Source organism: Pseudomonas sp. HMWF021, assembly GCF_003061005.1.
Lineage (GTDB): Bacteria > Pseudomonadota > Gammaproteobacteria > Pseudomonadales > Pseudomonadaceae > Aquipseudomonas.
This window is the reverse complement of record NZ_QAIK01000063.1, coordinates 79,016-92,113: the sequence shown is the minus strand read 5'-3', so window position 1 is coordinate 92,113 and position 13,098 is coordinate 79,016. Positions and strand designations below refer to the sequence as shown.

The window sequence follows — 13,098 nt, the reverse complement described above, 5'->3', positions numbered from 1 at the left end:
TCGAACGCGGCGTACAACCGCCGACCGAGTACGTTCAGATCGCGCTTGTTGATCAGGCTGACGGTCTGTTCGCTGCGGGCGAACTGGGTCAGGAAGCGATAGCTGTAATTGAGTTCGTTGACCAGGGCGCGGCGTTCGGCACTGACCTGACGGACTTTCCACTGACTGCGACTGTCGAGCAGTGCCAGTTGGCGTTGATCCCAATGCCATTCGCTGGCCAGACGTTCCAATAGCGAACGCTGCCAGCCCTGGCTGCGGCTGTTGCCGGTGAGCTTGCGGTTGACCTTCAGGTACAGCGCACGGCGTACCAGTTCAAGACGCTCCGGTTCGTTGCGGGCGGTGAGGTATTCCTCGATGCGCCGGTACACGACCATGTACGGATCCAGCTCATCCAGATCCAGCTGATTGGCGAACACCGCTTTTTTGAAGCGCAGGCTCAGGCATTGCACCTGCGGGTGCTCGCTGGCGTAGACCTCGGTCAGCAGCAGTTTGAGCACTGATTTGTAGGGCGACTCGATGCCCTTGAACAATTGCCACAGGCCGGCACCGATGTACTCGCCTGGCGGGATTGTCGCCAGATGCCCGAGGTCGAGGGTCTCATCGGCGCGAATGAAACGCTTGGAAATCAGGGTGTGGGTGTACTGGTCGTAGGCGCTTTCTTCGTAGACCGGCACCAGCCACCAGATCGGCGTGCGACCGGCCAGCCAGATCGCCGTACGGTAGAACTCGTCGAGCAGCAGGTAATGCTGGGTGGTGCCGCAGTTCTCGGAACTCAGTTGGGTGTCGCGTTCGCCTTTGACGAAGCGCGCCGGGTCGATCAGAAAGAAGTGTGCCTCGGCGCCTTGGGTCGCGGCCCAGGCTTCTAGCAGCTGGCATTTCTTGCGCAGCTCGGTGAGTTCGTTTTCGCTCAGATCCGGTGCGTGGCAGACCCACACGTCCATGTCGCTCTGATCGGCCTGGGCCAGGGTGCCGAGGCTGCCCATCAGGAACAGCCCGTGAATCGGCCGCGGCGGGTTGCTGCCGTGGCGCGGCTTGTAGGAGAACGAGCGAGTCAGGCGCTGTGCTTCGGCGAGGGCGGTGGCGTCCGGTTCGTAATTGGACAGACCGGCTGGCGTGCTGCCCGAGACGTACCCCGGCAGCAGCGGGTGATTGACGTGGAAGAACAGTGGCAGCAGGGTCAGTACGCCTTGCTGGCGGGTCGACAGGCCTTCAAACGCCCGGCCGAGCCGGCCTTCATTGAGTTTGAGAAAACGCGCACGCAGTTGGCTGAGTACCTTGCGGTCGATGCCTTCATCCAGGTCGGGGCGGATTTCGTGGGTGCGCGTCATGTCAGCTCAAACCGGCTCGCAGGCCGGACGAAGAGGGTCTCGGAATGGGAGGCAGTTTAGCCTTTGCGTCGCGGGACTTTTAAGCTGAATTTGTTTTTTGACGTCAGATTTTTAGCGGGGGTGTCAGTTGGGCCCGCGGAAATCCCGTGGCAGGAGTTCCCGTGGGCAAGACGGGAAAAATCAGGCGGTTGCCTGCTCTCTCAGAATGGTCAGCACGGTTTGCACATTTTGCGCGGCATCACGACCCAGGCTGGTCAGATACCCGCCATCAGGCTGGTCGGTGAGTTCTTTCTCGAAGAGGCGTTTGGCGGCGGCGATGTGTTTCGGGGCAGCGGTCTGATGAATTTTCAAACCTTCCTGGGAACTGTCCAGGTTGAAGAGTGCGAGGACTTCCAGTTCGGCAACCAACTCAGGGGTAAGCGACATAAGGACTCCAGACTTTCTAGGAATTGGACGACAGCGCCCCTAAGGTGAACCCGCTTTTGCGGCATGTCCAGTGCTCAGATCAGGGATTTTGTCTTGAGGCGGATTCCAGTGTAGTCGGGGCCGGAGAGATGGCTGGATGGATACGTTACAAACCTTGTGGGAGCGGGCTTGCTCGCGAAGGCGTTGGGTCAGTCGCCCTGTTCGTGATTGATCCACCGCCTTCGCGAGCAAGCCCGCTCCCACAGGGGAAATGTGCAGTTACTGCTTTTCGGGCGGCAACTCGGGCAACGCACGCAACGCGGTTTCATACCATTCGGTATCGAACGCGCGGTCTTCGTCGAGCATGGCGTCAATCTCGTAGGCCAGCACGTGCGCCATCAGATTGAGGATCTCTTCGCGCTCATAACCAACCAGTGTCAGCTTGTTGAAGGTCGCCTTGGCCGCTGGCGGGTTGTCGCTTTCGATCTGGTTCTCGATGGCTTCGATCAAAGTGCTCTCGGTGAACTCTTCTTCGTCGTTATCGATGTCTGTCGGCTCGCTCATGGCAGGCTCCTCAAGGAAAGGCGCCAGTTTACCCGCATTCAGCGGCGTGATGCTGCTGGCAGGATCGTGCCCGGCGATCTATAAACAGTGACTGCCCACCCCGCACGGCCTGGAGGCTATGTGATGTTCAAGCTCTACGGATTCGCTGTCAGCAACTACTACAACATGGTCAAACTCGCGCTGCTGGAGAAGGGCCTGGCGTTCGAAGAGGTCACCTTCTACCCGACGCAGACCCCGGAATCGTTGGCGATCAGCCCGCGCGGCAAAGTACCGGTGCTGGGCGTCGAAGTGGGTTTCATCAACGAAACCGCGATCATCCTCGAATACCTTGAGCAGACCCAAAAAGGCACCCCGCTGCTGCCGAGCGATCCATTCGAGCGCGCGCAGGTACTGGCGATTGCCAAGGAAATCGAGCTGTATATCGAGCTGCCGGGTCGCGCCTGTTATGGCGAGGCGTTCTTTGGCTCGCCTGTACCGGAGGCGATCAAGGAGAAAACCAAAGCCGAGTTGCTGCTGGGGTTCGCGGCGCTGAGCCGCCACGGCAAATTCGCCCCGTATGTGGCGGGCGACAGCTTGAGCATCGCCGATTTGTACTTCCTGTACAGCGTGCCGCTGGCCTGTGCGGTCGGGCAGAAGTTGTTCGGGATCGATTTGCTGGCAGAGATGCCGAAAGCCAAGGCGCTGCTGGAGCGGCTTGAGCAGAATCCGCATGTGCAGAAGATTGCAGCGGACAAAGAAGTGGCGATGCCGGCGTTTTTGGCGATGATCGCTGCCAAGAAGTAAGTTTTTTGGCGTTTGTAAGTAGGTAATCGCTGGCAAGCCAGCTCCCACAGGTCTTTGGGTCGAACGCAAAATTGTGTTCCAACAAAGAACCCTGTGGGAGCTGGCTTGCCAGCGATGCTTTTAGCGGCTGGCGATCAGGGCCTGACCGCGAACCACCGCTGCCTTGACCTGCGCCGGCGCAGTCCCGCCGATGTGGTCACGGGCATTCACCGAACCTTCCAGGGTCAGCACGGCAAACACGTCCTGCTCGATCTGGTCGCTGAACTGACGCAGTTCTTCCAGGCTCATCTCGGCCAGATCCTTGCCGGTGTCGACGCCGTACTTCACCGCGTGACCAACGATTTCGTGGCAGTCACGGAACGGCAGGCCACGGCGCACCAGATAGTCCGCCAGATCGGTCGCAGTGGAGAAACCGCGCAGGGCCGCTTCGCGCATGATCGCGTGCTTCGGCTTGATCGCCGGAATCATGTCGGCAAACGCCCGCAGCGAGTCACGCAGGGTGTCGGCGGCGTCGAACAGCGGTTCCTTGTCTTCCTGGTTGTCCTTGTTGTAGGCCAGAGGCTGGCCTTTCATCAGGGTCAGCAGGCCCATCAGGGCGCCGAACACCCGGCCGGTCTTGCCGCGCACCAGCTCCGGCACGTCGGGGTTTTTCTTTTGCGGCATGATCGAGCTGCCGGTGCAGAAACGGTCCGGCAGATCGATGAACTGGAACTGCGCGCTGGTCCACAGCACCAGCTCTTCGGAGAAGCGCGACAGGTGCATCATCGCGATGCTCGCGGCCGAGCAGAATTCGATGGCGAAGTCGCGGTCGGAAACGTTGTCCAGCGAGTTGCCGCCCAAGGCGTCGAAGCCCAGCAGTTGTGCGGTGTATTCGCGGTCGATCGGGTAGGTGGTGCCGGCCAGTGCGGCGCTGCCCAGCGGCATGCGGTTGGTGCGCTTGCGGCAGTCGACCAGGCGCTCGTAGTCGCGGCTGAGCATTTCGAACCACGCCAGCATGTGGTGGCCGAAGGTCACCGGCTGTGCGGTCTGCAGGTGAGTGAAGCCGGGCATGATGCTGGCGGCTTCGCGCTCGGCCTGCTCCAGCAGACCTTTTTGCAGACGAGTGATCTCGGCCAGGATCAGGTCGATCTCGTCACGCAGCCACAGGCGGATGTCGGTGGCGACCTGGTCGTTACGGCTGCGCCCGGTGTGCAGTTTCTTGCCGGTGATGCCGATGCGATCGGTCAGGCGCGCTTCGATGTTCATGTGCACGTCTTCGAGGTCGATGCGCCAGTCGAACTGGCCGGCCTCGATTTCGCCCTGAATGGTCTTCAGGCCATCGATGATGCTGTCGCGCTCGGCATCGGTCAGCACGCCGACCTTGGCCAGCATGGTGGCGTGGGCGATCGAGCCCATGATGTCGTGGCGATACAGGCGCTGGTCGAAAGTGACGGAGGCGGTGAAGCGGGCGACGAAGGCGTCGACGGGTTCACTGAAGCGGCCGCCCCAGGACTGATTGGTCTTGTCAGTGCTCATGAATTCGCTCGTATCGGCTTGAAGAAAGAAGGCGTGAAACGCTGGCGCGGATAATAACAGGGTTGCCAATCCTGTCGCTGACACCGGTCGATACGTTTTTTTCTCATCTGCTCATTCATAGTCGGCGCCGTCTGCGGGGGGATTTGCGCAAGGATATTTTTCGATTGAGCAATATCGGCCCGGCAAGCGTCTACAGTTGGACATAAGGGTCGGCGCGACTGTGGAACGCGCAAAGGTCTGGCGCCGACTATAAGAAGAGGGGGTGGGTGGATTTGTCCTTCGGCATATTCCGTGAAAGACGCAGGAAACAGCGGGCTTTGAGCAGTACGACCCGGACACTGGCAAATATTGCTGGCCGACGTACGGCACTTTTTGGCGCTCGGGCTAGTCTTAGCGTGGATCGCGGTGACGGACGTCACTTCACCTGTCTACGCTATCCTTGTGCGAGACTCACGCAGGAATCCAGCGCAATATGAATGTCCTGATCGTTGATGACGAACCACTGGCTCGCGAGCGCCTAAGCCGAATGGTAAGCGAGCTCGAGGGCTACACAGTTCTGGAGCCCAGCGCCACGAATGGCGAAGAGGCGTTGGCACTGATCGACAGCCACAAGCCGGATATCGTGCTGCTCGATATCCGCATGCCGGGCCTGGATGGCCTGCAGGTGGCTGCCCGTCTGTGCGAACGCGAAACGCCGCCGGCCGTGGTGTTTTGCACCAGCCCCGATGAATTTGCCGTGGAAGCCCTGCAGGCCAGCGCCGTGGGCTATGTGGTGAAACCCGTGCGAACCGAACATCTGCATGACGCCCTGAAGCGGGCTGAACGTCCCAATCGGGCGCAACTCTCGGCCCTGACCCGTCCTGCTGCCGAAAGCGGCAACGGTCCACGCAGCCATATCAGCGCCCGTACCCGCAAAGGCATCGAATTGATCCCGCTGGATCAGGTGGTCTACTTCATCGCCGACCACAAATACGTGACCCTGCGTCACGAGGCCGGTGAGGTATTGCTGGATGAGCCGCTCAAGGCTCTGGAAGACGAATTTGGCGAGCGCTTTGTGCGTATCCATCGCAACGCCCTGGTCGCCCGCGACCGCATTGAACGTCTGCAACGTACACCGCTGGGGCATTTCCAGCTGTTCCTGAAAGGTCTCAACGGTGATGCGCTGATCGTCAGCCGCCGGCATGTGGCCGGTGTGCGCAAGATGATGCAGGGACTCTGACCCGGCCTTCGCGCACGATTTCACTTCCTTTTACCGGGCATTGCGGCCAGGGAGGCCACGCCGTTTCTGATTCAAGTCAAAGTGGATTTGGCTGAGCTGTTATTATCCGCCGTATCTATTCAGTACGGATTGATCCATGTCCTCTCGCGAAATCCGCATCGCCACCCGTAAAAGTGCGCTGGCCCTCTGGCAGGCCGAATACGTCAAAGCCCGTCTGGAAGCGGCCCATCCGGGTCTGCTGGTGACGCTGGTGCCCATGGTCAGTCGTGGCGACAAGCTGCTTGACTCGCCATTGTCGAAAATCGGCGGCAAGGGCCTGTTCGTCAAGGAGCTGGAAACCGCGCTGCTGGAAAACCAGGCCGACATCGCCGTGCACTCGATGAAAGACGTGCCGATGGACTTTCCCGAAGGCCTGGGCCTGTTCTGCATCTGCGAGCGCGAAGACCCGCGCGACGCCTTCGTTTCCAATACTTATTCCAGTCTTGAAGCGTTGCCGGCCGGCAGCATCGTCGGCACTTCAAGCCTGCGGCGTCAGGCGCAACTGCTGACTCGTCGTCCGGATCTGGAAATCCGCTTCCTGCGTGGCAACGTCAATACCCGTCTGGCCAAGCTCGATGCCGGCGAATACGACGCGATCATCCTCGCCGCGGCCGGCTTGATCCGCCTCGGTTTCGAAGACCGCATCACGTCAGCCATCAGTGTCGATGACAGCCTGCCGGCCGGTGGCCAAGGCGCGGTCGGCATCGAATGCCGCAGCGCCGACGCACAGATCCACGCCTTGCTCGCACCGTTGCATCACGCCGATACCGCTTCGCGCGTGACGGCCGAACGCGCCCTCAACAAACATCTGAATGGCGGCTGCCAGGTGCCGATTGCCTGCTACGCCGTGGTCGAAGGTGAACAGCTGTGGTTGCGTGGTCTGGTGGGCGAGCCGAGCGGCGGCAAGCTGCTCAGCGCCGAAGCGCGTGCACCGCGTACCGATGCCGAAGCGTTGGGTGTGCGAGTCGCCGAAGACCTGCTCGGCCAGGGCGCCGACGACATTCTCAAAGCGGTGTACGGCGAGGTAGGTCACGAGTGACCGGCTGGCGCCTGCTGCTGACACGCCCGGCGGACGACTGCGCGGCGCTGGCGGAGGTGTTGGGCGCGGAAGGTTTTTTCAGCAGCTGCCTGCCGCTTCTGGACATCGTGCCGCTGCCGGTTTCTGAAAGGATGCGTCAGGTGTTTGCGCAGTTGCACGGTTGTAGCGCCGTCATTGTGGTCAGCAAACCGGCGGCGCGAATTGCCGTCGACCTGCTCGATAGCTTTGGCCTGAACTCGATGTCGATGCCGTGGTTCAGTGTCGGGGCGGCGACGGCGCAGATACTTCGTGATCGCGGTCTGGACGTGCACTTCCCGGCCACGGGTGATGACAGCGAAGCGTTGCTGCAATTGCCGCGTCTGCAAGAAGCTGTTGCGCAGCCCGGCGCACAGGTGCTGATCCTGCGCGGGGAGGGTGGTCGTGAGCTGCTCGCCGAGCGTCTGCGCGCACTAGGTGCTAGTGTCGAGTATTTGGAGTTGTATCGACGCGACCTTCCAGCCTACGCCCCGCAGGAGTTGCCGCGAAGGATTACAGCGGAACGCTTGAACGGGCTGGTGGTCAGCAGTGGACAGGGTTTCGAGCACCTGCGCCAGATGGCCGGCGATGCCTGGCCTGCGATTGCGCAGCTGCCGTTGTTTGTTCCAAGCCCAAGGGTTGCCGAGCTGGCACGTGCCGCCGGGACCCGAACAGTTGTGGATTGCCGCGGCGCGAGTGCCGCGGCTTTGCTGACGGCGCTACGGGAGCATCCCGTGCCCGTTCTCTAATGCAAAGGATGGATACGTGAGCGAAACAGCCTTGCCTAAAGATGATGTCCAGCCTGTGATTGATGCTCAGGTTGAAACTCCACCGCCGGCCACAGAGCCGCGCCGAGGCAACGGACTGGCCATGGTCGCCCTGCTGCTCGGTGCTGCCGGTGTGGCGATCGGTGGCTGGGGTGTCTGGCAGGTGCGTCACCTGCAGAACAACACCGCCCAGCAGTCCGATCAGGTGCAGGCGTTGAACGATCAGGCGCAGAGTCTCAAGCTCAACGAGCAGCGCCTGACCGAGCGTCTCGCGCAGTTGCCGGGGGCCGACGAGCTTGCCGAGCGCCAGCGTCTGGTGACGCAACTGCAGGGTGATCAACAGCGCCTCAATCAGCGTCTGGAAACCGTTCTCGGCGCCAGCCGCAAGGACTGGCGTCTGGCCGAGGCCGAGCATCTGCTGCGTCTGGCGAGTCTGCGTCTTTCGGCCTTGCAGGACATCAGCAGCGCTCAGGCGCTGGTCCAGGGTGCCGATGAAATTCTCCGTGAACAGAATGATCCAGGCTCATTCGCCGCTCGCGAGCAAGTGGCGAAAACCCTCGTCGCCCTGCGCAGCACCGAGCAGCCGGACCGTACCGGTCTGTTTCTGCGTATCGGCGCTTTGCGTGATCAGGTCATCGGCCTGACCGAGCTGGCGCCGGAGTACCAGGCGAGTGGTGAATCGTTGCTGGGTCTGACCACTGACGGCGATGGCGCCAGTCGCTGGGCGCAGTGGTGGGAGCAAATTTCGCGTTACATCCGTATCGATTTCAACGCGGACAAGAACGTGAAGCCGTTGCTCGCCGGGCAGAGTCTGAGTCAGGTGCGCCTGGCCCTGAGCCTGGCGCTGGAGCAGGCGCAATGGGCGGCGCTCAATGGCCAGGCGCCGGTTTATACCCAGGCGCTGACCGAAGCGCGTGACGTACTCAAGGGCAACTTCAATCCCGACAATCCGCAGAGCAAAGTCATGCTCGAACAGGTTGCCGAACTGAGCCAGCAACCGGTTACGGTGAAGACGCCAGACCTGACTGGCACGCTGAGTGCGGTACAAGCTTATCTGGAGCGGCGTAACGTCAATGCTGAAGAGTCGGTCAAACCGTTCGCCAAGCCTGCGGCCAACACCGCGCAGGAGGCCACGCCATGAAACGCCTGTATGTGATCGTGTTTCTGGTGATTGCCGCGACGGCGGCGCTGGGCCTGGCGATTGCCGAGCACTCCGGTTACGTGCTGGTCGCCTACAAAAACTTCCGTTATGAGTCGAGCTTGTGGGCCACGCTGGCACTTGTCGCAGTGTTGTGGCTGCTGATTTGGGGCATCAAGGCCTTGGTCGAGCTGGTCATGGCCTCCAGTGGCGTGGTCAATCCGTGGTCGCGGCGTAACCGCAGCCGTCGGGTGCAGGTGGCCATCGAGCACGGTCAGCTGGATCTGGCCGAAGGCCGCTGGGCCAGCGCGCAACGTCACCTGTATCGCGCCGCCGAGGCCGAGCGCCAGCCGTTGTTGTATTACCTCGGTGCCGCCCGTGCGGCCAACGAACAGGGCAAGTACGAGGAGTGCGATCAACTGCTCGAACGTGCGCTGGAGCGTCAGCCACAGGCCGAACTGGCGATTGCCTTGAGCCACGCGCAGTTGCAGACCGATCGCGGGGACACCGATGGCGCTCTGGTAACGCTGCAAGCGATGCACGAGCGCCATCCGCATAACGTGCAGACCTTGCGCCAGTTGCAGCGCCTGCATCAGCAGCGTGGCGAGTGGTCAGCGGTGATCCGGTTGTTACCGCAGCTGCGCAAGGACAAGGTATTGCCATCGGCCGAACTGGCTGAGCTGGAGCGACGCGCCTGGGGCGAAAACCTGACGCTGGCTGCACAACGTGAAGAGGAGGGTGCTGTCGGTTTGCAGTCACTCAATCGTGCCTGGCAGCAACTCACTTCGGCACAACGGCAAGAGTCGCCACTGATATTGGCCTACGCCGAGCAATTGCGTCAGCTGGGTGCTCAGGCTGAAGCCGAAGAAGTGTTGCGTACGGCGCTCAAGCGCAAGTACGACAGTCATCTGGCGCGCCTGTATGGGCTGGTGCGCGGCAGCGATGCGGCACGTCAGTTGCAGACCGCCGAAGGCTGGCTCAAGGATCACCCGGCTGATCCGAGCCTGCTGCTGACCCTGGGGCGCCTGTGTCTGCAAATCAGTTTGTGGGGCAAGGCGCGTGACTACCTGGAAAGCAGCCTGCGAGTGCAGCGCAATCCCGAGGCTTGCGCAGAACTGGCACGCCTGCTTGCACAATTGGGTGATACGCAGCGCAGCAATCAGTTGTTCCAGGAAGGTCTCGGATTGCTCGATGAGCGCTTGCTGGCCGCCCCTTTGCCAGTACCTGCACACGTCTGAAACGGCGAGGGAGTGCGCTCCCTCGTTGATGCTCAACGGTAGAAAAATTACCGTTTCAGCGCTCCTTGAACAAAATCCTACAACTGCTTACACCGATTCCTCTCGCACCTGTCGGGATTTCCCTACACCTCTGGTGAAGTGTCGGCAGTGCATCGTCTTGAAAGGCTTGCGCGCTTTCCTCTACCGTAACTGCCTGTCTTCACTGTTACGGATAAGCCATGTCGTTGGCCTGCTCACGCTCCTTGTTTTTCATGGCTTTCACCGCAGGGGCAATGGCCCTGGGAGCTTCTTATTACCTCGAATATACGGTAGGTCTGCGACCCTGCAGCCTGTGCCTGGTGCAGCGTCTGTTTCTGTGCCTGCTCACCTTGATCTGTGGCCTTGCGGCGGTGCATGGGCCGCGCCGGGCCGGGCTGGCGTTCTATTGGGGGTGTGCGCTGTTTGCCAGCCTCGGTGGCACCACGGCGGCGTGGCGGCAAGTGTTGCTGCAGGGTGATCCGGTGTATCAACTGGTCAGCTGTATGCCGCAGCCCGAATACATGCTCAGCAGCCTGCCCTGGTTATGTGCCTTGGTGCGCACGTTCAACAACAGCGCCGATTGCGCGGAAATGTCGTGGACGCTGTTCGATCTGAGCATCCCGGAGTGGAGCCTGTTGTTCTTCGTCGGCATTTCCATGCTTGCCACCTTGCAGTTGCTGGGGATGGCGTGGAGCGCTCTGCAACGACCGCTTGGCGGCCAAGTGTCGCACCCGAAGCTGGTCGAGGATTAAACACTTGTATGAACTTTATCTCCTGCGTACCTTGAAGCCATAGGCGTGCGGGCATAATCTGGCCCGCACGTGTCATTGGATTTATGTTGCTCGATGACGCTCTGCCTGCCCGCCTCCAGTCCAATTGCACTAAAAGAGAGGCGCGGGTGTAGAGCAGCATGACCCACAAGGGAAGAGAGATCGCCATGCTCGAAAGTTGTCAGAATGCTCAGGAACGCTGGGGTGGAGTTCATCTGCTGATCGACCGCTGGTTGCAGGAGCGTGAAGAACTGATCGGTGCCTACGACAACCTCGGTGCGCAACCTGAAGCGCTGTCCGAGAACCGCAAGCCCTTGCAGGAATTCTGCGGTGTGCTGGTCGATTACGTATCGGCCGGCCACTTCGAGATCTATGAACAGCTGACGGGCGAAGCCAAGGCGTTCAACGACAAGCGCGGCCTGGAGCTGGCCGAAACCCTCTACCCGCGCATTGACGTCATCACCGAAAAACTTCTCGCGTTCAACGACCTCTGTGATGAAGGCAAATGCGTCGCCGAAAAATTCAAGGAACTGGGCGGCCTGCTGCACGAGCGCTTCGAACTGGAAGACTGTCTGATTGAAGTGCTGCACACGGCGCACAAGCAGGAAGATCCGGTTCAGGCCTGATTGCTTTCCTCGCAGACAAAAAAACGCGGTGCGCCGAAAGCGCGCCGCGTTTTTTTATTGCCTGGTAATCGGCGTCGATCAGCTGGTTGCGCCGCGCAACTCGACTTCAAACACCAACGGTGTGAACGGCGCAATCAGATCGCCCGCACCGTCGGCGCCATACGCCTGATCCGATGGAATCACCAGTCGCCACTTGGCACCCACCGGCATGTTTTGCAGCGCGGTGCGCCACCCGGCAATCACACTGTCGAGACTGAACCATTGCGGCTGAGTGTTCTGATCGAACACGGTGCCGTCCGGTAGCCGACCGACATACAGCACCTGCACTTTCCCGTCGGGACCGGCCTTGGCTCCGGTGCCCGGAGTCAGCTCGGTGAGCAGGATGCCATCGGCCAGTTCCTTGACGCCCGGTTTGGCTTTTTCGGCGGTGAGAAAACGCTGTTCGTTTTCCATCGCGGCATCGCTTGAAGGCAACGATGAGTGTTCGGCATTTTGCGCTTCGTGATCAGCCAGAATCTGCTCGATCCGTGCTTCGCTCAGGGCCAGCGGCTTGCCTTGATAGGCCTGCTGCAAACCGTCGACCAATGCCTGGATCTGCAATTGCGGCACTTCCTGACGCAGCCGCTCACCCAGGCTTGCACCGAGGCTGTAGGCCAGATCATGGGCATCGTTCGCGGTGGTTTTTTCGTCGGCGTGGGCGGCGGAAAAAACCAGGCAGAGGGATAAAAAAAGGTAGCGCGACATGGACACTCTCCATCCTGAGATGCGGGCGATTATGCCAGCGCGAACGTCTGCAACGGTGAACTGCTTTTGTCTTTGTGCAGAACATTTTCATTCGGCTGCAACGCAACCGTTTCGTTACTGTCAAGATGACCTAGCGGCGGTAACTGCAGAGGTCTAGTATGAGCCGCACTCACGTCAGCCAGGAGGTAAACCATGTCGGCCACCAAGAAGCCTGTAAACACTCCGTTGCACTTACTCCAACAACTCTCGGGCAGCCTGCTCGAGCATTTGGAAAACGCTTGCTCCCAAGCCTTGGCTGATGCTGAAAAACTGCTCGCCAAACTGGAAAAGCAGCGCGGCAAGGCGCAAGAAAAACTGCACAAGTCCCGCACCAAATTGCAGGACGCAGCCACTGCCGGTAAAGCCAAGGCGCAGAACAAGGCCAAGGCTGCTGTCAAAGAACTTGAAGACCTGCTCGACGCGCTGAAGGATCGTCAATCCGACACCCGCGGCTACATTCTGCAACTCAAGCGCGATGCCCAGGAAAGCCTGAAACTGGCCCAGGGTGTCGGTCGCGTGCAAGAGGCCGCCGGCAAGGCGCTGACCTCGCGTGCCGCCAAACCTGCAACAGCACCTGCGAAAAAAGCGGCAGCCAAACCTGCAACAGCGAAAGCCCCGGCGAAAACCGCGGCCGCCAGATCTGCTGCAAAACCAGTAGCCAAGGCACCGGCTAAAGCAGCGGCCAAACCTGCTGCAAAAACTGCAGTGAAAAAACCCGCTGCTTCGAGCGCTGCGAAACCTGCCGCACGTACTGCTGCCGCAAAACCTGCCGCACGTACCGCCGCTGCAAAACCTGCTGCTGCAAAACCGGCCGCCAAGCCAGCGGCCAAACCGGCAGCGCGCAAAGCCGC

The 13,098-nt window shown here is 60.6% G+C and carries 14 protein-coding genes and 1 pseudogene; 10 read left to right on the top strand and 5 right to left on the bottom strand.

Annotation, left to right across the window (positions count from 1 at the left end; translation table 11 throughout):
• The 3 genes from DBR18_RS09570 to DBR18_RS09560 all read right to left on the bottom strand — a co-directional run.
• Positions 1-1,328, bottom strand: a 1,328-nt coding sequence (locus tag DBR18_RS09570; RefSeq protein ID WP_146188750.1) for a class I adenylate cyclase, incomplete at its 3' end; no start/stop codon positions are given.
• Between the two features lie 180 nt (positions 1,329-1,508).
• A complete protein-coding gene (locus tag DBR18_RS09565) occupies positions 1,509-1,754 on the bottom strand; it encodes a TIGR02647 family protein (RefSeq protein ID WP_007964531.1) in 246 nt (81 codons plus the stop codon).
• A gap of 258 nt (positions 1,755-2,012) precedes the next feature.
• Entirely contained in the window at positions 2,013-2,297 is a 285-nt protein-coding gene (locus DBR18_RS09560; RefSeq protein ID WP_108590150.1) for a hypothetical protein, read from the bottom strand.
• A 123-nt stretch (positions 2,298-2,420) separates the two neighbouring features.
• On the opposite strand from DBR18_RS09560, the gene DBR18_RS09555 reads away from it, so the two are divergent.
• The gene (locus tag DBR18_RS09555) at positions 2,421-3,080 is read left to right on the top strand and encodes a glutathione S-transferase family protein (protein WP_108590149.1); all 660 of its coding nucleotides are present in this window, start codon (positions 2,421-2,423) and stop codon (positions 3,078-3,080) included.
• Positions 3,081-3,200: 120 nt separating this feature from the next.
• Here the strand turns inward: DBR18_RS09555 and argH are convergent, their stop codons facing one another.
• Complete coding sequence (gene argH, locus DBR18_RS09550) at positions 3,201-4,595, bottom strand: argininosuccinate lyase (RefSeq protein WP_108590148.1); 1,395 nt, start codon at positions 4,593-4,595, stop codon at positions 3,201-3,203.
• A 335-nt stretch (positions 4,596-4,930) separates the two neighbouring features.
• Between argH and DBR18_RS30255 the strand changes: the two are divergent.
• From DBR18_RS30255 to rsd, 8 genes and pseudogenes are all read left to right on the top strand, one after another.
• Positions 4,931-5,071, top strand: a pseudogene (locus DBR18_RS30255) (sensor histidine kinase); the annotation flags it as partial.
• Complete coding sequence (locus DBR18_RS09540) at positions 5,068-5,814, top strand: LytTR family DNA-binding domain-containing protein (RefSeq protein ID WP_038359143.1); 747 nt, start codon at positions 5,068-5,070, stop codon at positions 5,812-5,814. The pseudogene DBR18_RS30255 and the gene DBR18_RS09540, both read left to right, overlap by 4 nt.
• Positions 5,815-5,950: 136 nt before the next feature.
• Entirely contained in the window at positions 5,951-6,892 is a 942-nt protein-coding gene (hemC, locus tag DBR18_RS09535; RefSeq protein ID WP_108590147.1) for a hydroxymethylbilane synthase, read from the top strand.
• On the top strand, positions 6,889-7,656 hold the full coding sequence (locus DBR18_RS09530) for a uroporphyrinogen-III synthase (RefSeq protein ID WP_108590146.1): 768 nt from the start codon (positions 6,889-6,891) through the stop codon (positions 7,654-7,656). The genes hemC and DBR18_RS09530 overlap by 4 nt, the downstream gene beginning before the upstream one ends.
• A gap of 16 nt (positions 7,657-7,672) precedes the next feature.
• Positions 7,673-8,815 (top strand): uroporphyrinogen-III C-methyltransferase, encoded by a 1,143-nt coding sequence (locus DBR18_RS09525; RefSeq protein WP_108590145.1) that lies wholly within the window; start codon positions 7,673-7,675, stop codon positions 8,813-8,815.
• Positions 8,812-10,050 carry a heme biosynthesis protein HemY gene (locus DBR18_RS09520; RefSeq protein ID WP_108590144.1) on the top strand — a complete coding sequence of 413 codons (1,239 nt, stop codon included), beginning with the start codon at positions 8,812-8,814 and terminating at the stop codon, positions 10,048-10,050. Before DBR18_RS09525 ends, DBR18_RS09520 begins: the two co-directional genes overlap by 4 nt.
• Before the next feature lie 218 nt (positions 10,051-10,268).
• On the top strand, positions 10,269-10,820 hold the full coding sequence (locus DBR18_RS09515; protein ID WP_108590143.1) for a disulfide bond formation protein B: 552 nt from the start codon (positions 10,269-10,271) through the stop codon (positions 10,818-10,820).
• Positions 10,821-11,005: 185 nt separating this feature from the next.
• On the top strand, positions 11,006-11,464 hold the full coding sequence (rsd, locus tag DBR18_RS09510; RefSeq protein WP_108590142.1) for a sigma D regulator: 459 nt from the start codon (positions 11,006-11,008) through the stop codon (positions 11,462-11,464).
• 78 nt (positions 11,465-11,542) lie between these two features.
• On the opposite strand, the gene DBR18_RS09505 is transcribed toward rsd, so the two are convergent.
• Positions 11,543-12,208 (bottom strand): FKBP-type peptidyl-prolyl cis-trans isomerase, encoded by a 666-nt coding sequence (locus DBR18_RS09505; protein WP_108590141.1) that lies wholly within the window; start codon positions 12,206-12,208, stop codon positions 11,543-11,545.
• A gap of 192 nt (positions 12,209-12,400) precedes the next feature.
• On the opposite strand from DBR18_RS09505, the gene DBR18_RS09500 reads away from it, so the two are divergent.
• The coding region (locus DBR18_RS09500) for an AlgP family protein (RefSeq protein WP_256588655.1) at positions 12,401-13,098 on the top strand (698 nt) is incomplete at its 3' end.